Annotated in this window: 20 protein-coding genes; 7 read left to right on the top strand and 13 right to left on the bottom strand. The window is 65.1% G+C overall.

The genetic code is table 11. From position 1 onward, the window contains the following. Nucleotides 1–84: 84 nt before the first annotated feature. A complete protein-coding gene (pobA, locus tag AC1RQP_RS24135) occupies nt 85–1,257 on the bottom strand; it encodes a 4-hydroxybenzoate 3-monooxygenase (protein ID WP_492938780.1) in 1,173 nt (390 codons plus the stop codon). A gap of 50 nt (nt 1,258–1,307) precedes the next feature. On the opposite strand from pobA, the gene AC1RQP_RS24140 reads away from it, so the two are divergent. Further along, on the top strand, nt 1,308–2,213 hold the full coding sequence (locus tag AC1RQP_RS24140) for a helix-turn-helix domain-containing protein (RefSeq protein ID WP_492938781.1): 906 nt from the start codon (nt 1,308–1,310) through the stop codon (nt 2,211–2,213). A gap of 345 nt (nt 2,214–2,558) precedes the next feature. Continuing rightward, a complete protein-coding gene (locus AC1RQP_RS24145; protein WP_239629588.1) occupies nt 2,559–3,170 on the top strand; it encodes a LabA-like NYN domain-containing protein in 612 nt (203 codons plus the stop codon). A 22-nt stretch (nt 3,171–3,192) separates the two neighbouring features. On the opposite strand, the gene pcaG is transcribed toward AC1RQP_RS24145, so the two are convergent. Both pcaG and pcaH read right to left on the bottom strand, forming a co-directional pair. Beyond that, a complete protein-coding gene (gene pcaG, locus AC1RQP_RS24150; RefSeq protein ID WP_239621670.1) occupies nt 3,193–3,819 on the bottom strand; it encodes a protocatechuate 3,4-dioxygenase subunit alpha in 627 nt (208 codons plus the stop codon). Between the two features lie 3 nt (nt 3,820–3,822). Beyond that, nucleotides 3,823–4,611: a protocatechuate 3,4-dioxygenase subunit beta gene (pcaH, locus tag AC1RQP_RS24155; RefSeq protein WP_239621669.1), complete on the bottom strand. Its 789-nt coding sequence runs from the start codon at nt 4,609–4,611 to the stop codon at nt 3,823–3,825. A 95-nt stretch (nt 4,612–4,706) separates the two neighbouring features. Between pcaH and AC1RQP_RS24160 the strand changes: the two genes are divergently transcribed. From AC1RQP_RS24160 to AC1RQP_RS24170, 3 genes are all read left to right on the top strand, one after another. After that, on the top strand, nt 4,707–5,633 hold the full coding sequence (locus tag AC1RQP_RS24160; protein WP_239621668.1) for a LysR family transcriptional regulator: 927 nt from the start codon (nt 4,707–4,709) through the stop codon (nt 5,631–5,633). A gap of 79 nt (nt 5,634–5,712) precedes the next feature. Then, nucleotides 5,713–7,017 (top strand): nicotinate phosphoribosyltransferase, encoded by a 1,305-nt coding sequence (gene pncB, locus AC1RQP_RS24165; RefSeq protein ID WP_239621667.1) that lies wholly within the window; start codon nt 5,713–5,715, stop codon nt 7,015–7,017. A 238-nt stretch (nt 7,018–7,255) separates the two neighbouring features. After that, complete coding sequence (locus tag AC1RQP_RS24170; protein WP_492938782.1) at nt 7,256–8,560, top strand: GGDEF domain-containing protein; 1,305 nt, start codon at nt 7,256–7,258, stop codon at nt 8,558–8,560. Between the two features lie 15 nt (nt 8,561–8,575). Here AC1RQP_RS24170 and AC1RQP_RS24175 read toward each other — a convergent pair whose 3' ends face one another. After that, a complete protein-coding gene (locus AC1RQP_RS24175; protein WP_370123661.1) occupies nt 8,576–9,196 on the bottom strand; it encodes a TetR/AcrR family transcriptional regulator in 621 nt (206 codons plus the stop codon). Nucleotides 9,197–9,877: 681 nt separating this feature from the next. On the opposite strand from AC1RQP_RS24175, the gene AC1RQP_RS24180 reads away from it, so the two are divergent. Further along, nucleotides 9,878–13,282 carry an acyl-[ACP]--phospholipid O-acyltransferase gene (locus tag AC1RQP_RS24180; protein WP_492938783.1) on the top strand — a complete coding sequence of 1,135 codons (3,405 nt, stop codon included), beginning with the start codon at nt 9,878–9,880 and terminating at the stop codon, nt 13,280–13,282. Nucleotides 13,283–13,418: 136 nt separating this feature from the next. Here the strand turns inward: AC1RQP_RS24180 and tcuB are convergent, their stop codons facing one another. Both tcuB and tcuA read right to left on the bottom strand, forming a co-directional pair. Beyond that, nucleotides 13,419–14,519 carry a tricarballylate utilization 4Fe-4S protein TcuB gene (tcuB, locus tag AC1RQP_RS24185; RefSeq protein WP_492938784.1) on the bottom strand — a complete coding sequence of 367 codons (1,101 nt, stop codon included), beginning with the start codon at nt 14,517–14,519 and terminating at the stop codon, nt 13,419–13,421. Beyond that, nucleotides 14,506–15,897: an FAD-dependent tricarballylate dehydrogenase TcuA gene (tcuA, locus tag AC1RQP_RS24190; protein WP_492938785.1), complete on the bottom strand. Its 1,392-nt coding sequence runs from the start codon at nt 15,895–15,897 to the stop codon at nt 14,506–14,508. Before tcuA ends, tcuB begins: the two co-directional genes overlap by 14 nt. A 151-nt stretch (nt 15,898–16,048) precedes the next feature. Between tcuA and AC1RQP_RS24195 the strand changes: the two genes are divergently transcribed. Continuing rightward, nucleotides 16,049–16,732: a GntR family transcriptional regulator gene (locus AC1RQP_RS24195; protein WP_492938786.1), complete on the top strand. Its 684-nt coding sequence runs from the start codon at nt 16,049–16,051 to the stop codon at nt 16,730–16,732. A 5-nt stretch (nt 16,733–16,737) separates the two neighbouring features. On the opposite strand, the gene AC1RQP_RS24200 is transcribed toward AC1RQP_RS24195, so the two are convergent. From AC1RQP_RS24200 to ybaK, 7 genes are all read right to left on the bottom strand, one after another. Next, complete coding sequence (locus AC1RQP_RS24200; RefSeq protein ID WP_492938787.1) at nt 16,738–17,493, bottom strand: IclR family transcriptional regulator; 756 nt, start codon at nt 17,491–17,493, stop codon at nt 16,738–16,740. Between the two features lie 8 nt (nt 17,494–17,501). Continuing rightward, entirely contained in the window at nt 17,502–18,383 is an 882-nt protein-coding gene (locus AC1RQP_RS24205) for an NAD(P)-dependent oxidoreductase (protein WP_492938788.1), read from the bottom strand. Between the two features lie 62 nt (nt 18,384–18,445). Then, nucleotides 18,446–19,642: an ABC transporter substrate-binding protein gene (locus tag AC1RQP_RS24210; RefSeq protein ID WP_492938789.1), complete on the bottom strand. Its 1,197-nt coding sequence runs from the start codon at nt 19,640–19,642 to the stop codon at nt 18,446–18,448. 16 nt (nt 19,643–19,658) lie between these two features. Beyond that, the gene (locus AC1RQP_RS24215; RefSeq protein ID WP_492938790.1) at nt 19,659–20,516 is read right to left on the bottom strand and encodes an alpha/beta fold hydrolase; all 858 of its coding nucleotides are present in this window, start codon (nt 20,514–20,516) and stop codon (nt 19,659–19,661) included. Beyond that, complete coding sequence (locus AC1RQP_RS24220; RefSeq protein WP_492938791.1) at nt 20,513–20,956, bottom strand: hypothetical protein; 444 nt, start codon at nt 20,954–20,956, stop codon at nt 20,513–20,515. The genes AC1RQP_RS24215 and AC1RQP_RS24220 overlap by 4 nt, the downstream gene beginning before the upstream one ends. Nucleotides 20,957–21,129: 173 nt before the next feature. Continuing rightward, complete coding sequence (locus AC1RQP_RS24225; RefSeq protein WP_492938792.1) at nt 21,130–22,212, bottom strand: HupE/UreJ family protein; 1,083 nt, start codon at nt 22,210–22,212, stop codon at nt 21,130–21,132. Between the two features lie 12 nt (nt 22,213–22,224). Next, the gene (gene ybaK, locus AC1RQP_RS24230; RefSeq protein ID WP_492938793.1) at nt 22,225–22,698 is read right to left on the bottom strand and encodes a Cys-tRNA(Pro) deacylase; all 474 of its coding nucleotides are present in this window, start codon (nt 22,696–22,698) and stop codon (nt 22,225–22,227) included. Nucleotides 22,699–22,711: the final 13 nt, after the last annotated feature.

Below are 22,711 nucleotides of genomic sequence, written 5' to 3' on the forward strand. Positions count from 1 at the left end.
GATCGGGGAGAACCCCTCATCCGGCGCTTCGCGCCACCTTCTCCCACCGGGGGGAGAAGGAAGAAGAGCGACGTCGATATCACCCTAAAACGGCAGCCCCACGTAGTTCTCCGCGAGCAGGCGCTGCGCCGTCTCGGACGAGAGCAGATAGTCCAGCTCCGTCTGCTGAAGCCGGTCCTCGTATTCGAGCCGGTCGGGGAAGCGGTGCAGCAGCATCGTCATCCACCAGGAGAAGCGTTGTGCTTTCCAGATCCGCGCGAGCGCCTTGGCGGAATAGCCTTTGAGAGCGGAATCGTCGCCGCTCTGATAATGCGCGAGCAAGGCGTGGTAGAGATAGTAGATGTCGGAAGCGGCACTGTTCAACCCGCGTGCGCCGGTCGGCGGCACGATGTGGGCCGCATCGCCTGCGAGGAACAGCCGGCCATAGCTCATCGGCTCGGCGACGAAGCTGCGCAACGGCGCGATGCTCTTCTCGATCGACGGCCCCGTGATCAGGCGGCCGGCGACCTGCTCCGGCAGGCGGCGCTTCAGCTCGGCCCAGAACGCATCGTCGCTCCAGTCCTCCACCTTGTCGGCGAGCGGCACCTGGATGTAGTAGCGGCTGAGCACCTGCGAGCGCAGCGAGCAGAGCGCAAAGCCGCGCTCGTGCTTCACATAGATCAGCTCGGGCGACACCGGCTTGGTGCGCGACAGCACCCCCAACCAGCCGAACGGATAGACTTTCTCATATTCACGCAGAACGTCCTTCGGGATCGACCTGCGGCTGACGCCGTGGAAACCATCGGCGCCGACGATGTAGTCGCAATCGACGTGGACGATGTCGTCGTTCGAGCGATACGTCACATAGGGACGGTCCGACGTCAGATCGTGCGGTGTCACATCCTCGGCATTGTGCACGACCTTGCCGCCGAGCCGGTCACGCGCCTCGTAGAGGTCGCGCGTCAACTCGGTCTGGCCGTAGACCAGCACCGAATTGCCGCCGGAATGCTTGTGCAGGTCGATCTTGGAGAGCACCCCGTCATGGGCGATCTCGAACCCGCGGTGGATCTCCCCCTCGCGGTCCATCCGCTCGCCGCACTGGGCTTCGCGCATCAGGTTCGCAAAGCCGTGCTCGAGCACGCCGGCACGGATGCGTGCGAGCACGTGATCGCGGCTGTATTTCTCCAGCACGATTGTGTCGATGCCCTTCAGGTGCAGAAGCTGGGACAGCAACAGCCCGGACGGCCCACCGCCGATGATACAGACCTGAACTTTCATTTTTGCATCCTCCCGTCGGCACTTTTTTGCAGATTGAGCGGTGCAAACCGATGGAGGGTTTTGCCTTTGTCTTGTACTATTCGAACATGAGAAGCACAGCCCCTGGCCCGGCGATCCGGGTCTACAATCTGTTCGGCGAGTCCGGCGATCTGCCCGACGTCGTGCATTGCGAGACGATCGCGTCGCGCTCGGTGCTGCACGACTGGACGCTGGCCGTGCATCGCCATGCCCGGCTGCACCAGGTGCTGCTGATCGAGCGCGGCGGCGGCGAGGCGACGCTCGACGGACGCGTGATACCCTTGAGGCCGATGCAGATCGTCAACGTGCCTGTCGGCCACGTCCACGGCTTCCGCTTCGTGCCTGATACCCAGGGCTGGGTGCTGACCATCGCGGCGGAGATTCTGGACGAGGCGCTGCTCGCCGCCGAGGGTCTGCGCGGCCCGCTGTCGCGATCGGCCGTGGTGCGCGGCACGCCGCAGATCCGCGCCACCATGAAGCAGATCTTCGCCGAACACGCCGCCCGCGATTTCGGCCGTGCGCACGTGCTGCGGGCCTTGTCGTCGGCCATGATCGGGCTCGTGGCCCGCGCGCTCACGGGCGAGAGCGGCGGCAACGGCACGGCGGAAAGCGGACTATTCCGTCGCTTCGAGGCGCTGCTCGAACAGCACCATCTGGAGCGCTGGAGCGTCGCGGACTACGCTGGTGCGCTGTCGATCACGCCGACCCATCTCAACCGGATCACGCGGGCGGCGACCGGCGACACCGCCTCGCATCTGATCCTCAACCGGCTGATCCGCGAGGCGCGGCGCAACCTCGTCTACACCAACCTGCCGGTCTCGACGATTGCCTACGCCCTCGGCTTCGACGATCCCGCCTATTTCAGCCGGATCTACGCGGCGGCCACGGGCGTATCGCCGCGCGCGTTTCGTGCGCAGCTGCATGACCGCGAAGGCTGAACCATCGGACGAAAGACCACGCGTGCTGATGGTCGGAGGCCACGCCGCAGTCGCGTTGGTTGCCGGCGCACCCCACTTACCTTCGTATAAGGGGAGCCATCCTTTGGATAGGGGCCCTTTACCTCCGTACAATTGAGCGGCGAATGCGCGCGCCTTAGCGTGACTGTATTCAGCGCCCTGGCGCTGGTGGCATGGAACCTCCCTAACCTCGGCGCAAGGCGGCCCCCCTGTCCGGTCGTCTGCGCCGCCTTTTCGGCAAGCCATCGGCGCCTTCAGTATTTTTCGGCCGACACATCGCGCCATTTCGGCCGGATCGCGTCGTGTCGAACTCGGGATCTGTGCATAATGTCTTCGTTTGGGAAGATCGCGCTCTTTATCGATGGCTCCAATCTCTATGCCACCTCCAAGGCGCTCGGCTTCGACATCGATTACAGGCGGTTGATCAGCGAGTTTCAAGCCCGGGGTACGCTGCTGCGCGCCTTTTACTACACGACCATCGTCGAGGATCAGGAGTTTTCGTCGATCCGCCCGCTGATCGATTGGCTCGACTACAACGGATACACCGTCGTCACCAAGCTCACCAAGGAGTTCGTCGACGCCACCACCGGCCGCCGCAAGGTGAGGGGCAGCATGAATGTCGATCTTGCCGTGAGTGCGATGGAGCTCGCCGAACACGTCGATCAGATCGTACTGTTCTCGGGGGATGGCGACTTTCGGTCGCTGGTCGAGGCCCTGCAACGCCGCGGTGTCCGCGTGACGGTCGTCTCCACACTCTCCACTCAGCCGCCCATGGTCGCCGACGACCTGCGCCGGCAGGCGGACGCGTTCATCGACCTGGCAGACCTGAAACCGAAAGTGGCGCGCGATCCGGTCGACCGGCCGGGATCGCGCGAGGTGCGGCAGCCACCGCAATTCCTCGCGCGCGGATTCATCAATCGGAGCGACCGGGTGGAATGAACCGGGGACGGCCGCTGGCACCTCAGACGTCGAAGAACACCGTCTCCTCCGGCCCCTGCAAATTGATCGTGAAGGAGTACACGACCTTGCCGGCACGCTCGCTGCGCGTTGCGATCAGCGTCTTGCGACGGGTCGGCTGCTCGATCAGGTTGAGCACCGGATCGGCGGCGTTGGCTGCCTCTTCGTCCGAGAAATAGAGCCGCGTGTTGAGGCCGATGTTGATGCCGCGCGCGACGACCCAGACATTGATGTGCGGTGCACATTTGCGGCCCGCCTTGTCGGTGATCGCGCCCGGCTTGATGGTCTCGAAGGTGACGAGGCCGCTCTCGAAGTCGGAACCGGCGCGGCCCCAGCCGCGAAACTCCGGCTCCAGCGCGCCCGCCGAGCGATCGGCCGGATGGTTGTAGCGTCCAGCCGCATTGGCCTGCCAGATCTCCAGCAGCACGTCGCGCAGCGGCGTGCCGGTGCCGTCGAGCACCTTGCCTTCCAGGGTGATGCGTTCACCTGCGGTGTTCGGCGTCACCAGCACGTTGGAGAAGTTCTTCTCGAAGATGTCGAAACCGGCCATCGCCGGGATCAAGCCGATATGGACGTAGGGCCCGGCCGTCTGCGAGGCGGTTTCCTTGAGATAGTTGAGCGGCTGCGGCATGGCTCAGTTCCCCTCGGTACGATTTTCGAAATAGGTGGAGCGCTGGCCGCGCAGGACGATGTCGAAGCGGTAGGCGAGCGAGTCGAAGGGCGACGAGGCGTTGAGGTCGAGCGGCGCGACGAGGCGGTCGAGCGCATCCTTGTCCGGAATCGTCGTCAGGATCGGGCAGACCGGGATCAAGGGATCGCCCTCGAAGTACATCTGCGTGATCAGCCGCTGCGCGAAGCCCGAGCCGAACACCGAGAAGTGGATGTGGGCCGGGCGCCAGCTGTTGACGTAGTTGCGCCAGGGATAAGGACCCGGCTTCACGGTGCGGAAATAGTAGTAACCGGTCTCGTCGGTCAGCGCGCGGCCGCAGCCACCGAAATTCGGGTCGATCGGCGCCAGATAGGTGTCCTTCTTGTGCCGGTAGCGGCCGCCGGCATTGGCCTGCCAGAACTCGACCAGCGTGTTCGCCACGCCGCGGCCGGTCTCGTCCAGCACGCGGCCATGGACGATGATGCGTTCGCCGACGGGATCGCCGTCCTTGGCGTAGTTGCGGATCAGGTCATTGTCGAGCGGGCCGAGATCATTGTGCCCGAACACCGGCCCCGTGATCTCCGAGACCGAGTTCTCCAGCGACAACAGCGCCTGGCGCGGCGAGCGCAGCACCGAGGATTTGTACCCCGGTGCATGCGCCGGCGGATGGATGGAACGGTCACGCTGGAAGAAGCCGCCGTCGCCGAGCGGCGGCGTAAAGGGCTCGGGACGATTGAGGCGGGGATCCCGCAAGGCTGGCGCCTGGGCATTCATCGGCGTTGTCTCTCCCTGTGGCGCCCGGGTCCGGGCGCCCGGCTTGTCGGGGGATCATGGAACGGTCTATTCTCAAGATAAATAGATCGATTATAATGAATTCCATGAAGGAAATCGATCATTTGGCCCTCGACGGCCACGCTCTCGAGCTGTTCCTCGCCGTGCTGGAGGAAGGTTCGGTGACGGCGGCGGCGACACGGCTCGGCCTGACGCAATCGGCGGTCAGCCACGGGCTGAACAAGCTGCGGCGGATTGCCGGCGATCCCCTGTTCGCCAAATCCGGCCGCGGCATCGTCGCCACGGCGCACGCCCAGGCCCTCGCCGCGAAGGCGCGCGCGTTGATCGACGAGATGCGCAGCTTTGCCGGCGGCGTCAGCTTCGCGCCGGCGCAGGCCCAGCTGTCGCTGACGATCGCCGCCAACGACTTCCAGCGCGACCTGCTGCTGCCGCGGTTCTTCGGTCACGTCGCCGAGCAGGTGAAGAGCCTGAACCTGCGCGTGATCCCCTCGCAATCGCCTTCGCCCGCGATGCTGCGCGAAAATCGCTGCGATCTCCTGGTCACGCCCCTGCCGCCGTCCGGCGTCGACATCGTGCAGAAGCGGCTGCTGAGGGATCACTATGTCTGCTATTACGATGCAAAGGCGCGTGCTGCGCCTGCCAGCCGCAACGCCTATCTCGCGGCGCGTCACATCACCGTGGTCTACACCGACAACGAGCGGCTGGACTTCGACCGCCGGCTGGCAGCGAACGGGCTTCACCGCGACATCGCGATCTCCGTGCCGAGCTTTTCCGGCGTGCCATCCTTCCTGCGCGGCTCGCAGATGCTTGCGAGTATGCCGAGCCTGCTCGCGCCCGGCGTGATGCGCGGTTTCGCGCACACGCAAATTCCATTGGCCTCCCGCACGCGAACGCTGGCCGAGCTGCCGATGTTCATGGTCTGGCACCAGCGCTATCAGAAAGACCCGGCCCATCGCTGGATCAGGAGCCAGCTCGAGACTGTCGCGGCGACGGCCGCCGCCTGAACGACGGGCCCTCCGTCGCAAAACCTGATTCCTGCCAAACCCACTGGTTGCGCAAGGGGAGCCACGCTAAAATCCCCCCATGACAGTGACCGACATTGCGAGCCGGACCTACAATCACAGCTGGCGGCTGGATCCCATCATCCGCAGCCTGCTGGATACCGACTTCTACAAGCTATTGATGTTGCAGATGATTCGGGAAGATTATCCGAATCAGCAGGTGACCTTCTCGGTCATCAACCGCTCGCGCCATGTGCGGCTCGCCGAGATCATCGACGAGGGCGAGCTGCGCGCCCAGCTCGATCACGCCCGCACCATCCGCTTCAGCAAGAAAGAGCTGATCTGGCTTGCCGGTAATACCTTCTACGGCAAGACCCACATGTTCTCGGCGGACTTCATCCGCTGGCTGGCGGAATTCCGCCTGCCCGAATACGAGCTGCGCAAGGTCGACGGCCAGTACGAGCTGCATTTCCACGGCCCCTGGACCCACACCACGATGTGGGAGATTCCGGCGCTCGCAATCCTCAACGAGCTGCGCTCCCGTGCGGCGATCAAGGGCCGCGGCCGCTTCGAGCTCGACGTGCTCTATGCCCGCGCCAAGGCCAAGCTCTGGACCAAGGTGGAGCGTCTTCGCAAGCTGGAAAATCTGCGCCTGTCCGACTTCGGCACCCGCCGCCGTCACGGCTTCCTCTGGCAGCGCTGGTGCGTCGAGGCGGTGAAGGAAGGCCTGGGCTCGTCCTTCATCGGGACGTCCAACGTGCTGCTCGCGATGGACAACGATCTCGAGGCGATCGGTACCAACGCGCATGAGCTGCCGATGGTCGCGGCCGCGCTCGCCAGGGATGACGAGGAATTGCGCTGGGCGCCCTACCGCATTCTCGACCAGTGGCGCCAGACCTATGGCGGCAATCTCCTGATCGCACTTCCCGACGCCTTCGGCACCAAGGCCTTCCTGCGCGATGCGCCGGAATGGGTCGCCGACTGGACCGGCTTCCGCCCCGACAGCGCGCCGCCGATCCAGGCCGGCGAGGAGATCATCGCCTGGTGGGACAAGAAGGGCCGCAACCCCAGGGACAAGCTGCTCGTCTTTTCCGACGCGATGGACGTCGGCTCGATCGAGGAGACCTATCACCACTTCACCGGGCGCGTGCGGCTCTCCTTCGGCTGGGGCACCAACCTCACCAACGACTTCGTCGGCTGCACGCCGGACGGCTCGTTCAACCTCGATCCGATCTCGCTGGTCTGCAAGGTCTCGTCGGTCGACGGTCATCCGGCCGTCAAGCTCTCCGACAATCCGGAGAAGGCGACCGGCCTTCCCTCTGAGATCGAGCGTTACCTGCGCGTGTTCGGCGACGCGGGCCGCGTGCGCAAGCCGGTGCTGGTCTAGCCGATCTCCCCTTGATCGGGTGAATCGCGCACGACGAATGCGCTGCATTGGCTCGCCGGTGCCGCGCCGGTCCCGGTTCGCCGGCATTTGAAGCGATTTGCGGGCACCTGCTTCACGACGGCTTCACCCTGCGACGGAGTCCTCCGCACCATTCAGGTCGAGTTAAGCAACCATCCCGTCTACTTGGCGTTGCAGGCGCAACGCTCCGTTGGGATCGTTGATCGACTTGGGGAATAAGGTGTTTCGCAGAACAGCGACGTCGGTGCAGGGACACTGCTTCCTTCACGTCATCAAACTCGTCTCGCCTTTCGTGATGGTCGTCGTGCTCCAGGCGGCGATCGCGGGATTCAGCCTCGAGGTGATGTCGTCGGTCCGCGCCTATGTCGCGGGCGAAGCGCTATGGTCGCGCTCGCAGAAGAATGCCGTCTACTTCCTCAATCGCTACCTGCATTCGGGCGAGGCCAGCCAGTTCGCGCAGTACCAGGCCGCGCTCGCCGTTCCCATCGGGGACGAGTTCGCGCGCTGGGCGCTCGAACGCGATCCGGTCGACGTCGAGGCCGCCCGTATCGGCTTTCTCCAGGGCGGCAACCATCCCGATGACGTACCGGGACTGATCTGGCTGTTTCGCTACTTCAACCGCGTCAGCTTCCTCCAGGACGCGATCCGCGAATGGGCGGCCACAGATCCCATGCTGCTGGAGCTGAGCGTGTTCGGCGAGTTGATCCGCTCCGAGCTGGAGAACGGACCCATTCAAGACGGCCGCCTGCAATTCCTGTCGTCGCGGCTCTCGGAGCTCAATACCCAGTTCACGGTGCATGCCACGCGGTTCTCCGCCGTCCTCAGCGAAGGCTCCCGCACCATCAAGGTGACGCTGACTTGCATCAACATCGTCACCGCCGCGGCGCTGATCCTGCTTCTGATCTGGCATACGCGGCGGCTGGTGCTGCAACGACAGGCGTTCGAAAACGCCCTGCATGCCGAGACACAGCGCCTGGCCTGGCAGGCTTCGCACGACTGGCTGACCGGCCTGTCGAACCGTCGCGCCTTCGAGGCGCGCCTGCAAAGCGAGCTGGACAATGCCGCGGCGGGTACGCTCGGCCTGATCCTGCTCGACCTCGACCAGTTCAAGAGCGTCAACGATAGCTGTGGCCACCTTGCCGGCGACCGTCTGCTCCGCGATGTCTCGCGCCTCCTGCAACAGGGCCGGCACGCTGATGATCTGGTGGCCCGGCTCGGCGGTGACGAATTCGCCCTGATCCTGCCGCAATGCTCGCCCTTCGATGCCGTCGACATCGCCGAGCGTCTGCGCAGATCGCTCGAGCTGCTCAGTTTCGCCTGGGACGATCGTTGCTTTGTGGTGACCGCCAGCATCGGAGTGACCTGCATCGTCGACCGCAACATCACGCTCGAGGATGCGATGCGACGCGCGGATGCTGCCTGCTATCGCGCCAAGGAAAAGGGACGCAACCGCGTTCAGGTCGAGAGCGGAAGCCCGGGCGCCGTCGCCGTCGCAGCCCGCCCGCGCGAAGCTGCGCGCGCCTGACGCGGCTCGCCGCTGTCAGCGCTGGGGCAGGATTCCGAGCCCTCTGAGATGCACGTCGAGGAATTGTTCGATCTGCTGGCGCAGCATCTGCGGCGGCACGGCCACCATGCGCTCCTCGAGGCCGAGCGAGATGATGCCATGCACCGCGGAAAACAGCGTGCGCGACAGCAGCGCGATCTTCACGTCATCCGCATCCGGCAATAGCCGCACCAGGGGTGGATGCATCAGCGCAAAGGCATCCATCACCATCTGAAGGATGTCGTCCGGATAAGGTCGATCGTCCTCCATCCGATGCTCGAACAAGGAGCGCAGCAGATTGGCGTGTCCTGCAAAGAAATCGAGATAGGTCTCGGCAAGCCCATAGAGCTGGCGAACCGGATCCTCGGCGGGAACGCCCCGCAGCCGCGCCGTGAGCGCCTGAACCGTCTCCCGATTGACGGTCAGGATGACCCCGTCGAAGTCGCCGAACTCGTTATAGACGCTGCCGACCGAACAGCCGACAGCCTCGGCAACGTCCCGAACCTTCAACGATCTCAGCCCTTTAGCTGCGATAATGCCGCGGGCGATCTCCAGGATCTGGCGCCGCCGCCGGCTTTTTTTCTGGTCGCGCAGCGATTCTTCTTGAACATTGTTCATTTTCAAGCTACTCATATGAACATTGTTCAATTTAACTCGGAGACCTGCGAAATGCAAACCCTCGCTGTTGATATCGCCGCCACCTTCGTCGATGACGCCACGGCTCTCGTGACCGGCCTCGGCCGCGCCGCCCTCAAGGTCGTGATGGCGCCGATCGATCGCATCGCCAATGCCTGCGACATTGCCGGCGTGCTCGCCGAGCGCCGCGCGACCTTCCGGATGTGGCGGACGAACCGCGCCCGAGCCCGCCACGAGCGGCGCCGGTTCAGCCTGCTCGGTCGCTTCTCGCCGTTTCGGCACCTCGCCCATCTCACCTGAGACGCAGCCGGCACGCCCCGATCGGTTCGAATGCAAGAGCCGGTTACAATGTTGGACTCACCATGCCCCGACATGCGCGCCGGATGGCGCGGCCCTCGGCGATGCGGTTCAGCTTTTCCTCATCGCCCGGCGCGATATCCGTGGAGCTGCGGCCTTCCTGCCGGAGCCTGATACGCCGCGACCGAAGTCATTTGCGAACCTAACGACGCCAATCGGAGACCAACAGGATCGGAAGGAGCGACGGCGCAAAGCAAGCCGGGACGATCGTCCTCACCTCGCAATTTGCCCATTGCTTATCTCTGGTCCCGACGCCCCACCGACAGCGTAACACCCCCAAGATGCGTTTCCAAAACAGGACTGGTCATGATCAGGGAATTGATGTCGTCACGCCGCTTCGCGCCGCTGTTCTGGGCGCAGTTCTTCTCGGCGCTCAATGACAATGTGCTCAAGAACGCACTCGTCATCATCCTGCTTTACAGTGCAGCGACCGGCCACGGCGATGCCCTGGTGACGGTCGCAGGCGCCGTCTTCATCTTCCCCTATTTCATCCTGTCGGGGCTCGGCGGCCAGCTCGCCGACAAATACGTCAAATCCGTCGTCGCAAGGCGGCTCAAATTCGCCGAGATCTTCGCCGCCGGCTTTGCCGCTGCCGGCTTCTTTCTGCATTCGGTGCCGCTGCTGTTCGCAGCGCTGGCGCTGTTCGGCGTCATCGCCGCCCTGTTTGGCCCGGTGAAATACGCCATGCTGCCGGACCAGCTCGAGCTCGGCGAGCTCGCGACCGGCAACGCCCTGGTCGAAGGCGCCACCTTCATGGCCATCCTGCTCGGCACCGTCGCCGGCGGCCAGTTCGTGGCCGGCTCCGCGCATATGGGCTGGGTCGCCTCGGCCGTTGTCGTACTGGCCCTGCTGTCCTGGGCCTTCGCCGCCCGCATTCCCGCGACCACGCCCTCAGCGCCCGATCTGCCCGTCGACGCCAATCCCTGGACCTCTACGGTCAGCCTGCTCAGGACGCTGCACGCCGATCACCGCCTGTGGGACGGTACCGTGATCGTCTCCTGGTTCTGGCTGGTCGGCGCCATCGTGCTGTCGCTGCTGCCGGCGCTGATCAAGGAGGTCGTCGGCGGCACCGAGGGCGTGGTGACGCTGTGCCTTGCGATCTTCGCGATCGGCATCGCCATCGGCTCGCTGTTCGCCGCAAGCCTCAGCCACGTTCGCCCCAACCTTGCGCTAGTGCCGATCGGCGCCATCATCATGGGATGTGCCGGCCTCGATCTCGCCTGGGCCATCGGCGTGACCGCCAAGGCTCAGGACGTCACCGCGGCCGGTTTCGCGACCTCGTTCGCGGGCCTGCGCATGCTGGTCGACTTCGTCGCCTTCGCCTTCGGCGGCGGCCTGTTCGTCGTGCCGTCCTTCGCCGCGGTCCAGGCCTGGTCGGCGCCGTCCGAGCGCGCCCGGATCATCGCCGCCGGCAACGTGCTGCAGGCAGCCTTCATGGTCGTGGGCTCGCTGTTCGTCGCGCTGTTGCAGGCCGCCGGTCTCCATATCGGCTGGATCTTCTTCGGCCTCGGCGTCGCCAGCTTCGGCGCGATGTGGTTCGTCCTGACCAAGTGGGGCAAAGAAGGCGTGCGCGATGCCGGCGGGCTTCTATTCCGCGCCCTGTTCCGCACCGAGATCCGCGGGCTCGAAAACCTGCCGCCTCCGGGCACGCGCATGCTGATCGCGCCCAACCATGTCAGCCTGATCGACGGCCCGCTGCTGCACGCCGTGCTGCCGATCGACGCGAGCTTCGCGGTGGATACCGGCATCGCCAGGGCCTGGTGGGCCAAGCCGTTCCTGCGCGTCGTCAAGCACTACACCATGGATCCGACCAAGCCGCTGGCCGCACGCGACCTGATCAAGCTCGTCGCCGCCGGCGAGCCGGTTGTGATCTTCCCGGAAGGACGCATCACCGTCTCCGGCTCACTGATGAAGGTCTATGACGGCACCGCGATGATCGCGGACAAGGCCGACGCCGTGGTCGTGCCGGTTCGCATCGAAGGCGCGCAGCGCTCCTATCTCAGCTATCTCAACAGCAGCCAGATCAAGCGGTCGTGGTTTCCGCGCGTGACAGTCACCATCCTTCCGCCGGTCAAGCTGCCGGTCGACGAAACGCTCAAGGGCAAGGCGCGCCGCAATGCCGCCGGCGCCGCGCTCCAGGACGTGATGATCGACGCGCTCGTAAAGAACGCCATGCTCGATCACACCCTGTTCGAAGCACTCGGACACGCCTATCGCGACCGCGACACCGGCAAGGTCATCATCGAGGACGCGCTCGGCACCAAGCTGACCTATCGCAAGCTGATCCTCGGCGCGCAGGTCCTGAGCCGCAAGCTGGAGAACGGCACCGCAATCGGCGAGAATGTCGGCGTGCTGCTGCCGAATTCGGCCGGCGTCGCCGTCGTCTTCATGGCGCTGCAGAACAGCGGCCGGGTGCCGGCGATGCTCAACTTCTCGGCCGGCCCGGTCAACGTGCTCGCCGCCATGAAAGCCGCGCAGGTCAAGACCGTGCTGACGTCGAAGGCGTTCATCGAGAAGGGCAAGCTCGACAAGCTGATGGCCGCGATTTCGGCCGAGGCGCGCGTGGTCTATCTCGAGGACGTCCGCGCCTCGATCGGTGCCGTCGACAAGATCAAGGGCCTGCTCGCCGGCACCGCGCCGCGGGTGTCCCGCCAGGCCAACGATCCGGCCGTCGTGTTGTTCACCTCGGGCTCGGAAGGCACGCCGAAGGGCGTTGTGCTGTCCCACCGCAACATCCTCGCCAATGCGGCGCAGGCGCTGGCGCGCGTCGACGCCAACGCCAATGACAAGGTGTTCAACGTGCTGCCGGTGTTCCACTCCTTCGGGTTGACCGGCGGAATGATGATGCCGATGCTGGCGGGCATCCCGATCTACATGTATCCGTCGCCGCTGCATTACCGCATCGTGCCGGAGCTGATTTACCAGACCGGCGCGACGATCCTGTTCGGCACCGATACGTTCCTCACCGGCTATGCGCGGTCGGCGCACCCCTACGACTTCCGGACCCTACGCCTCGTCATCGCCGGCGCCGAAGCGGTCAAGGACCGCACGCGCCAGGTGTTCATGGAGCGCTACGGCATCCGCATCCTCGAAGGCTATGGCGTCACCGAGACGGCACCGGTGCTGGCGATGAACACGCCGATGGCCAACCGTCCCGGCACCGTCGGCCGCCTGTCGCCGCTGATGGAAAGCCGCCTCGATCCGGTCCCCGGCATCGAGGAAGGCGGCCGCCTCTCCGTGCGCGGGCCGAATGTGATGCTCGGCTACTTGCGGGCCGAAAATCCCGGCGTGCTCGAAAAGCTTCCCGAGGGCTGGCACGATACCGGCGACATCGTGGCGATCGACGCCGCTGGCTTCATCACCATCAAGGGCCGCGCCAAGCGCTTCGCCAAGATCGCAGGCGAGATGGTCTCGCTGTCGGCGGTCGAAGCCATCGCAACGGCGCTGTGGCCGCAGGCGGCCTCCGTCGCAGTGTCGATCCCGGACCAGCGTAAGGGCGAGCGCATCGTCTTGCTGACGACGCAGAGGAACGCCGAGCGTAGCGCGATGCAGGCCCAGGCCAAGGCGATCGGCGCGTCAGAGCTGACGGTGCCTGCCACGATCATGGTGGTCGACAAGGTGCCGCTGCTCGGCACCGGCAAGACCGACTATGTCACGGCAACGACGATGGCCCGCGAGCAAGCGTCCTCGCCCGAGCGCGACGTAGCGTAACCCGGCTCGTTCACCTCTCCCGCTTGCGGGAGAGGTCGCGCCGAAGGCGCGGGTGAGGGCTTTCTCCTCTTGGGGGTTGTCCCACTGCGGAGTGACCCTCTCCCCGACCCTCTCCCGCAAGCGGGAGAGGGAGCGATCACGCTGCGGTCCGCCGTTCCTGCGCATAGCGCACCAAGGCGGCAAAGCGATAAATGCCGTGCACGAACTTGCCGTAGGGCATGGTGATGAACAGCGCGAACACGGCGCCGAGATGCAGCGCGAGCAGCGGCCCCATCGCGCCGGTCTCGCGCAGGACCAGCAGCAGCATTCCCGTGAGGCCGGTCAGGAACAGCATGGCGATGAAGCCGACATCCATGCCGTAACGGCTCTCGTCAAGCAATGCCGGATCGCGGCGCATCTTGGCCGTGAACAGGCCGATCGGCCCGACGATCAGGCCGATGCCGCCGAGCGAGCCCAGCACCACGGGCAGGTCCCACCACGGATACGGCGCCTCGCGCCCGAGCAGATAGTGATAGAGCGTCGCCACCGACGTCGCGGCGAAGCACAGCAGGAAGCCGTAGAAGGTCAGGTGATGACAGAGCTTGCGCCGGTCGGTCGGCTTGTCGTCCTCGTTGTAGCAACCGACGCCGCCGCCATGGAGATAGCGCAGCTCGCCGGCATCGCGGATCGCCTGAAAGATCGAGCCGCCGTCGGCATGGCCACCAATGGGTGCGCCGATGTCGCGCCAGAAGGCGCGCACGCTCATGACGAGGGCCAGGATGGCGTAGAGGAAGGCGGCACTGAACAGAGCGGCCATGGTGTTATGTGGCATCAGCTTGTAGAAGGCGCCGGGGCCGGTGTGCACGCCGAACAGCACGCTGCGATCGTTGAGCGCGGCGAAGCCGAGGATGAAGGCGGCCATGCTGAGCGCGGCGATGACGCTGATGACGAGCCCGTTGCGCGCGAACGCACCGGACAGCGCCCGCGGCCAGGCGTAGGCCGCATAGGACTCCGCGCGCGCGACCGCGAGCGTCTTGGGGACGTTGACGTTGAACTCGTGCGGCGGCGAGAACTGGCAGTCGACGTAGCAGGCACCGCAGCCATGGCAGAGATTGGCGAGATAGTTGAGGTCGCCGTCGGAGAAGGCGCGGCGCATCTCCATGGCCGGAAACACCGCGCACAAGCCCTCGCAATAGCGACAGGAATTGCAGACCGTCATTAGACGGTCGGCTTCGTCCAAAATCCTAGTTCCGTGCATGTTTTGCCGCTTCCCGTCCCGCGATCCGCCCGAACACGCTGCCGATGGTCATCCCCATGCCGGCGGCATAGCCCTTGCCGAGCACGTTGCCGGCCATGATCTCGCCGGCCGCGAACATGTTGCCTGACGGCTTGCCGCCCTTCATCAGCATCCGCGCCTCCTTGTTCACGCGCGTGCCGAGATAGGTGAAGGTGATGCCGGGCCGGACCGGATAGGCGAGATAGGGCGGTGTCTCGATCCGGCGCGCCCAGTGTGTCTTCGGCGGCGTGATGCCTTCGGTACGGCAGTCGTCCAGGATGGTATGGTCGAAGGTGCCTGATAGCACCGCGGCGTTGAACTCGGTGATGGTCTTCTCCAGCGCGGCCGGATCGAGCTCGAGCTTACCGGCGAGTTCCGCCACCGTCTGTCCGGCGATCGGCGGAAACAGCGTCGGCATGAAAGAGGTGACCACGGTGGAATCGAAGATGATGTAGGCGATCTGGTCGGGCTGCGCCGCAACCAGCCGGCCCCAGATCGCATAGCGCTTCGGCCAGATGTCCTCGCCCTCGTCGTAGAAGCGCTGCGCGTGCCTGTTGACGACGATGCCGAACACGACCGAGTCGTGCCGCGTGATGATGCCGCCGTCGAATTTCGGCGCACGGGCGTCGATCGCGACCGCGTGGCACTGGGTGGGATCGCCGACCTCCTGCACGCCCTTGTCGAGCAGCATCTTCAGGACCGAGCCACGATTATAGGGCGTGCCGCGGATCAGGAAATTGTCGGCGGCCTCGCCCCAATATTGCTTCAGCCATTCGATGTTGGCCTCGAATCCGCCCGCGGCGGCCACCAGCGAGGTCGCGCGGATCTCGGTCTCGCCCTTGATCGGCCGCTTGAGGCGGGCAGCGAGGAACATGCCGTCCTCGATCACGAGGTCGGTGACCTCGGCGTCGTATTCGACCTCGACGCCGAGCCGTTCGGCGGTGAGATAGAGCGCGTTGAGCATCGCGCGGCCCCCGCCGAGAAAGAAGGAGTTGGTGCGGCCGAGGCTCAGCGTGCCGCCGAGCGAAGGCTGCCAGCGCACACCCTGCTCCACGATCCAGTTCAGGATGTCCTTGGATTCGTGGATCATGTGGCGCGCCAGCACCTCGTCGGTCTGCCCGCCGGTGACGCGCAGCAGGTCCTCCCAGAACTCATCTTCCGTATAGGGACCGGTCAGGATTTCGGTCGCCGCGTCGTGGGCGCAACGCATGTTGCGGGTGTGACGGGTATTGCCGCCGCGATAGAACTTTGGCGCCCCCTCAAGCACCAGCACCGAGGCGCCGCCGCGCCGGGCGCTGATCGCTGCACACAGCGCCGCATTGCCGCCGCCGATCACCAGCACGTCGTATTTGCTGCTCATGCCGTCTGCCCGATGGCACCCGAGATTAGAGATTTTCTGTCCGTCAGCGGCATGCTCGACCAGTTCCACCATTGCGCACGTTTGTATACAAAGATATACATCGGGCGTGCAAGCGGCGTCTCTGCATGGGCAGGATGCGCATCGAGGGATCATGGCCAGACGCCCGGCAAGGACAGGCGGGTCGATTTCGCGCAGCGCCGGCGTTGCGTTGGGCGAAGCCGTGTTCCGCTCTCTGTGCGAGGCGCTCCAGGCCGGCAGCTACCGCGCGGGCGACCGCCTGCGCGAGGAGGAAGTCGCCCAGCGGCTCAAGGTCAGCCGCACTCCGGTTCGCGAAGCGCTGGGCCGCCTCGCGGCACGCGGCTTCGTCGAGCCTGCCGGCGGCCGCGGGCTGATCGTCCGCAATCTCGACATTTCCGAGGTGCTCGAGCTCTACGCCATGCGCGAGATCATGGAAGGTGCCGCGGCGCGCCTCGCCGCCGAGCACGCCTCAACGACGGAGATCGACGCGCTCCGAGACATCGAGCAGGCTTTTGTCGAGGCGTCCGGAACCGACACGGCGGAGATGGCGCGGCTCAACCGCGCCTTCCACGAGGCCATTTGCCGCGCCGCCCGCAACCGCTATCTCGACAACGCTTCACGGGAATTGCAGGACTGGATCGCCCTGCTCGGCCCGACCACCTTCACCGTATCGGGCCGCCCCTCGACCAGTCGCGGCGAGCATCAGGCCATGATCGAGGCCATCGCTGCGCGCGACGGCGACACGGCGGAAAAGCTGGCACGCGCGCATATCCGGGAAGCGCTGCGCTGCCGGCTGAAATTGTTGCAGAAGCAATAGGCCGCCTACCGCCTCACCCTGCGCGCGGGACGCGCCTCTTCAGCCGAGGCCGGCAAGGCTTCGTCAAGCAGTTCGGTCGGACCGCCCAGCGTGCGCGTCAGGCGGACGGCAGCCTTCAGCAACAGCGACGTCATCGCCTTGATATTGTCCCGCGTGAAGCGCAGCTTCGGCCCCGAGAGCGACAGGGCACCAACGCATTTGCCAGCGGGGCCGAACACCGGGCAGGCAAGTCCGGCGCAATCCGGATCACGCTCGCCAAAGGACACGGCGACGCAGTCCTTTCGGATCTCGTCGTAGCCCTCGCCTTTCTCCCCGTCGAAGGCGAGAATAACGCGGCCGGCTGCGCCGCGGTCGAGCGGCAGGAGCATGCCGGCCTCGACCCGGTCGAGCGTCGAATGCCGGGAATCGACACGAAAGACGCACAGCCTGCGCCTGGCGTCATGCCGCACATGATACGACGGGCTTTCGGTGCCGTCGGCCACGAGCTGCCGCAACAGCGGCACCACCTGATCATGCAGATTGTTGCTGCGCTGGTAGACCGCGCCGAGCCGGAACGGCGTCGGGCCGAGGTGATAGCGACCGTCGGCGAACTGCACGAGATAGCCGAATTCCTGAAGCGACGTCATCAGCCGCAGCAGCGTGCTCTTGTACATTTTGGTGCGCCGGGCGAGCTCGGCCAGAGTCATCGGCTCCGGCGCATCCTCGAAGGCCGCAAGGATGCTCAGAGCGCGGTCGACGGCGGCGACACCGGACGAAGGCATGCGGTCTCCTAGTCAGGGAATCCGGAGGGATCGATGAGCTTTGCGATGACGGGAAAATAAGCGTCGCCCATGCCCTTGTCGATCGTCTCCTGGAAGATCGTGCGCATCAGCGCCGCGCCGCGCAGATTTAGCCCGGCCTGCGCACCCAGCTCCAGCGCGTAAGAGAGATCCTTCATTGCATACTCGGTCGAGAAGGCGCGCAGCGGAAACTCCCTGGCGACGATCGCCTTCATGCCATGGTTACGCAGCGCGAAGCTATCCGCCGACCCCTTGGACAGGGTCTCCAGCAGCAGCTTCGGCTCGACGCCGCTGTGCTTGGCGATCGCGACCGCCTCCGCCAGCGCATTGACGGTCTCGAACAGCACCATGTTGTTGAGGATCTTCGTGACCTGTCCGGCCCCGGTGTCGCCGCAGAGGGTGACATCCGTGGCGAAATGCCGGATCAGCGGCTCGACCTTCGCGAACTGCTCGACTGTCGCGCCGACCATGACGCTGAGCGTGCCGTCCTGCGCAGCCTGACGCGTGCGCGCGATCGGCGCGTCGATCCAGAGCGCACCCTTGTCGGCGAGTTGCCTCGCGAACGACCGCGTCAGGCCGACATCGGAGGTGCCGAGATCGACCACGGTCTGGCCGCTTCCGATGGCCGGCAGGATGCTTTCGAAGACCGACATCACATGCCTGGCACTGGGAAGGCACAGGAAGATCGTCTCGGTGCCGCCGACGACATCTTCGACCGACCTTGCCGCGGTCCCTCCATCCGCAACGATCCGCGCCAGTGGCTCTGCGGCGAGGTCGAACGCCAGCACCGGCCGTCCGCTCTTGCGCAAGAGGTTGCGGCAGATCGGCTCGCCCATGACCCCGAGACCGATGAACCCAATCGAACCAGACATTCCGTTATTCTCCCTCGAAAATCCTGCGGCCGGGCGGGTGCGGGCCCGCCCGGCCGACGCAGTTACTTCACCAGCGGACAGCCGCCCTCGCTCATCGGCCGGAACACCTCTTCACCCGGCTTGGAGCTGACGATCCGGTAATAGTCGAACTTGTACTTGGACTCCTCCGGCTTCTTCACCTGCACCAGATACATCGCATGCAGCACGCGCCCGTCGGGACGGATCGCAACGTCCTTGTTGTACATATCGTTGACTTTCATCTCGTGCATCTTGGCGGCAACGGCCGTCGCATCCGTCGTGCCCGCCGCCTTCACCGCGGCAAGGTAGTGATGCACGCCGCTATAGACCCCGGCTTGCACCATGCTCGCGACCTTGCCGTCCATCAGAGCGGCATAGCGCTTCGACCAGGCCCGGGTTTGCTCGTTGAGGTCCCAGTAGAACGAAGTCGTCACCTGCAAGCCCTGGGTGACCTTCAGGCCGAGGGAATTCACGTCCGTGATGAAGACGAGAAGACCGGCGAGCTTCTGGCCGCCTTCGACGATGCCGAACTCGCCCGCCTGCTTGATCGCGGTCTGCACGTCCGCGCCGGACGTCGCCAGCCCGACGACGTCGGCCTTGGAGCCCTGCGCCTGCAACAGGAACGACGCGAAATCGGCGGTGCCGAGCGGATGCGCGGCCGAGCCGATCACCTTGCCGCCGGCGGCCTCGATGAATTTGGTCGCGTCGCGCTGAAGCGCGTGGCCGAAGGCATAGTCGGCCGTCACGAAGTACCAGGTCTTGCCACCGGCCCGCGTGATCGCATCGCTGGTGAGCTTCGACAGCGCGTAGGTGTCGTAGTTGAAGTGGAAGCTCACCGGCGAACAGGACTTTCCGGTAAAATCGGACGAGCCGGGGCCTGAGATCACGAAGATCTTGTTCTTCTGCTTGGCGACTTCAAGGATGGCAAAGCCGGCCGAAGAGGCTGCGCCGTCCGCAATCATGTCGACGCCTTCATTGTCGAACCATTTGCGCGCGGTGGCCGATGCGATATCCGGCTTGTTCTGGTGGTCGGCCGAGATGATCTCGATTTTCTTGCCGAGCAGCTCGTTGCCGAAATCCTCCGCGGCGAGTTTTGCGGCGGCAACCGAGCCGCGCCCGCCATTGTCGGCGAACACGCCGGACTGGTCGTTGAGCACGCCGATCCTGATCACATTGCCGGCTGCTAGCGCTGTGCTCGCCTGTGCGGCCAGAATTGCCGCCATGATCCAACGCAACTTCATAAGATACGCCTCCCGTTTACGAATTTTGCTTGTTGAGGATGTCTTGCAGCACCGGCGCGATGTAGCGCCGGAACTGTTCCGGGTTCTCACTCATCGGAAAATGGCCGAGCCGCTCCATCACGGTAGCCTTCGCGCCGGGAATGCCGGCGGCTGTCCGCAGCGTGTCCTCCGGCGTGCAGGAGAAATCGTACTCGCCGGTGAGGAGATAGAGCGGACACTGGTTGACGTCGATGTTACAGGTGCGCCCGCGCAGATCGCCATCGACGCGATAGAAATATAGATCGCCCTTGAAGATGCCGGGGCCGCCCTGCTTGTAGCCCCACAGCGTCTCGTTGCGCGAAGCTTCCGGGCCGCCAGGCGCGATCAGCCCGGACACCAGGGCGGCGCAGACCTCGCCGCCATGAACGTCGGGCCGGTTCAGCCAGGCCGTGTCGTACCAGGGCTGCTGGAAGTCCGCAGCCTCGAGGCCGATCAGGGCGCGGAATTCGCCCGCATGCTCGATGGCGAGATTGAGCACGATACGGCCGCCGATCGAACAGCCCATCACCACCGGCCGCTCCAGCTTCAGCGCGTTGCAGAACGCACGGATGGTCGCGGTGTAGCTTGCGGTGGTCAGCCGATATTCGGTGCCGTATTGGCTGTCCGGCGGATTGGACTTGCCGTGCCAGGGCATGTCGAAGGCGATGACGCGGAAATGCCTGGTGAACTCGTCATCCACGAGCAGATGCCGCCATTGCCGCGCATCGGAGCCGGCGGTGTGGAGGCAGACCAGTGGAATGCCGCTGCCGTTTTCCTCGAAGTAGATGCGGTTGATCTCTCCATTGATTTCGACATGCACGTAGCGCCCGACGATCGGCTCGACGAAGCCGCTCATGACGCACCTCCAAAACCGTTCTGTCGGGGCAGCGCCAAGAGATCCTTGAAGTACTGAAGATGCGTCATGAAGGGATGCAGATCCCCTTCAAGTGTCGCCTGTCCGCGCTTGGTCAGCGCGAGCAGGTCATGCCAACCCGCCGGCGGCATCTTCTGCCAATAGGCGGCAAACGCCGCCGGCGTCGCACGGTAGGCGAACCGCCACGAGCGCATCAGGACAGGAGCCGGCGTCATATCCACGATCTGCCCGGCGCGGATGGCAAGGTGAAATGGCTGCGTGCTCGGCCCGAGCAGGCAGTCGACGTCGAGCCAGCGCCCGCGGGCGGCCAGGGCGGCATCGCGTGCCAGCAAGTCGGGGATCGCCGTGAAAGCCGCGATGACGGCGTCGGGCGAAAATGACACCGGCTGGCCGTCGCCTTGATGGACGCGTTCGGATTCCATCGTTCCGTCCCTTCCTATCCATCGTTCTGTCAGGCAGAACGTTATTCTATTTCATCTTCGCTTCTATACAGAGCTTGTCGGCGAACTCAAGTGCATGGGGCCCGCATGCGGTGCCGCGGGGATGCCACCAGTTCGGGGATGAAGTTTTGTCTCGCCGCCGGCGTAGCCCGAGATCAAGCTTCGAGGACGCGCGCGAGCAGCCAATAGCCGCCGAGCAGGCCGATCACCGCGGACACTGCATAGACCAGCCCCGCCGCCCTCACCGGCTCGGACCGATCCTCAGCACTCAGTCGATCGGCCACGCGGAGGATCGGCAGCGCGACTGCGACGATCGCAACCTGTCCGATCTCGACGCCGATGTTGAAGGCGGCCAGCGCCGGCACCGCCGCGTTGGGTGGCAGCCCGATCTCGCGAAGCGCACCGGCGAAGCCAAAACCGTGGATCAGCCCGAACAGAAAGGCCATGCGCCAGCGCTTGTCGACATCGCGCGAGAAGAAGTTCTCCACGGCGACGAAGACGATCGAGGCCGCGATCGCGGGCTCCACAAGGCTGCTCGGGATGACGAGGACATCAAGCGCGGCCAGCGACAAGGTGATCGAATGGGCGATGGTGAAGGCCGTCACGATCTTGACGACCGGAATGAGCCGTCTTGCCCACAGCACCACGGCAATCAGGAATGCGACGTGATCGTAGCCGAGGAAGATGTGCTCGATGCCGGTGAGGAGATAGCGCTGCATCGTCGACCACAGCGGCGGCGCGGTCGAGAGGGTGACCGTCGTGTTGCCAGCGTCGAGCAAGGCCTGCGCCTCCGATCTGCCCTGCGCGACCAGCACGACCTGTCGCGCGGCCGGGTCTTTCTCGGTCAGCACGGTCGAGCGATAGATGAGGTCGCCGGGGGCGTCGGCGCAGGCAAAGCTGTTGCGATAGATGATGCCGTCGCCGTCCGCCAGGATCGCTGCATTTCCGGCCGAGCAAGCCCTGGCGTCGGCTGTCACATTCAGGTGCGTGCTCATATAGACGAGGATGGCGGATCTGGCTGCTTCGACCGCCGCAGGATCGACCGCGTCCTGCCGCGTATCATAGATCCTCGTGCCGATCAGGCGATCGACATCGCTGCCCTTCAATCCGATCTCGACGCTCACCGTGCGATCGGCGGTCAGCACCACGCGCGCCGTGACGAGGTTGACCTGATGCGCTTCGGCCGGGAGAGCGATGGCGAGCAGCGCCGCAAACCACAGGAGCAGCGTGCACCTCACGATCCCGCTCCGTCACGCCAGCACATCCGCCACGACCGCCTTCAAGACATCCCGCACATCGGCCGGCTTCAGCCGCACCTGCAAGCCGCGCTGGCCACCATTGAGATAGACCAGCTCATGCGCGAGCGCGCGCTGCTCGATTACGGTACCGACCTGCTTGCGCTGGCCGAACGGGCTGATGCCGCCGACCTTGTAGCCGGTAACGCGCTCCGCCTCGGGCGGCTTCATCATCTGCGCCGACTTGCCGCCCGCGGCAGCGGCGAGCTTCTTCATAGAGACCTCCTGGTCGGACGGCACGATCACGCAGACCGGCTTGCCATCCACCAGCGCCATCAGCGTCTTCAGGACCCGCGCCGGGTCCTCGTCGAGCGCGGCAGCCGCCTGGAGGCCGATACTCTCGGCGTCGGGATCATAATCGTAGGCATGGACGGTGAAGGCAACACCGGCGGCCGTGAGCGCGCGCGTGGCTGGGGTGACTTTGGACATGCGCCAAATCTAC

The sequence above is a fragment of the Bradyrhizobium sp. GW821-FHT13H06 genome, from assembly GCF_058803975.1.

Excerpts from the sequence above, each read along its gene's own strand:
- pobA (WP_492938780.1), bottom strand. The coding sequence starts at position 1,257 with ATGAAAGTTCAGGTCTGTATCATCGGCGGTGGGCCGTCCGGGCTGTTG.
- AC1RQP_RS24140 (WP_492938781.1), top strand. The coding sequence starts at position 1,308 with ATGGAGGGTTTTGCCTTTGTCTTGTACTATTCGAACATGAGAAGCACA.
- AC1RQP_RS24145 (WP_239629588.1), top strand. The coding sequence starts at position 2,559 with ATGTCTTCGTTTGGGAAGATCGCGCTCTTTATCGATGGCTCCAATCTC.
- pcaG (WP_239621670.1), bottom strand. The coding sequence starts at position 3,819 with ATGCCGCAGCCGCTCAACTATCTCAAGGAAACCGCCTCGCAGACGGCC.
- pcaH (WP_239621669.1), bottom strand. The coding sequence starts at position 4,611 with ATGAATGCCCAGGCGCCAGCCTTGCGGGATCCCCGCCTCAATCGTCCC.
- AC1RQP_RS24160 (WP_239621668.1), top strand. The coding sequence starts at position 4,707 with ATGAATTCCATGAAGGAAATCGATCATTTGGCCCTCGACGGCCACGCT.
- pncB (WP_239621667.1), top strand. The coding sequence starts at position 5,713 with ATGACAGTGACCGACATTGCGAGCCGGACCTACAATCACAGCTGGCGG.
- AC1RQP_RS24175 (WP_370123661.1), bottom strand. The coding sequence starts at position 9,196 with ATGAACAATGTTCAAGAAGAATCGCTGCGCGACCAGAAAAAAAGCCGG.
- AC1RQP_RS24180 (WP_492938783.1), top strand. The coding sequence starts at position 9,878 with ATGATCAGGGAATTGATGTCGTCACGCCGCTTCGCGCCGCTGTTCTGG.
- tcuB (WP_492938784.1), bottom strand. The coding sequence starts at position 14,519 with ATGCACGGAACTAGGATTTTGGACGAAGCCGACCGTCTAATGACGGTC.
- tcuA (WP_492938785.1), bottom strand. The coding sequence starts at position 15,897 with ATGAGCAGCAAATACGACGTGCTGGTGATCGGCGGCGGCAATGCGGCG.
- AC1RQP_RS24195 (WP_492938786.1), top strand. The coding sequence starts at position 16,049 with ATGGCCAGACGCCCGGCAAGGACAGGCGGGTCGATTTCGCGCAGCGCC.
- AC1RQP_RS24200 (WP_492938787.1), bottom strand. The coding sequence starts at position 17,493 with ATGCCTTCGTCCGGTGTCGCCGCCGTCGACCGCGCTCTGAGCATCCTT.
- AC1RQP_RS24205 (WP_492938788.1), bottom strand. The coding sequence starts at position 18,383 with ATGTCTGGTTCGATTGGGTTCATCGGTCTCGGGGTCATGGGCGAGCCG.
- AC1RQP_RS24210 (WP_492938789.1), bottom strand. The coding sequence starts at position 19,642 with ATGAAGTTGCGTTGGATCATGGCGGCAATTCTGGCCGCACAGGCGAGC.
- AC1RQP_RS24215 (WP_492938790.1), bottom strand. The coding sequence starts at position 20,516 with ATGAGCGGCTTCGTCGAGCCGATCGTCGGGCGCTACGTGCATGTCGAA.
- AC1RQP_RS24220 (WP_492938791.1), bottom strand. The coding sequence starts at position 20,956 with ATGGAATCCGAACGCGTCCATCAAGGCGACGGCCAGCCGGTGTCATTT.
- ybaK (WP_492938793.1), bottom strand. The coding sequence starts at position 22,698 with ATGTCCAAAGTCACCCCAGCCACGCGCGCGCTCACGGCCGCCGGTGTT.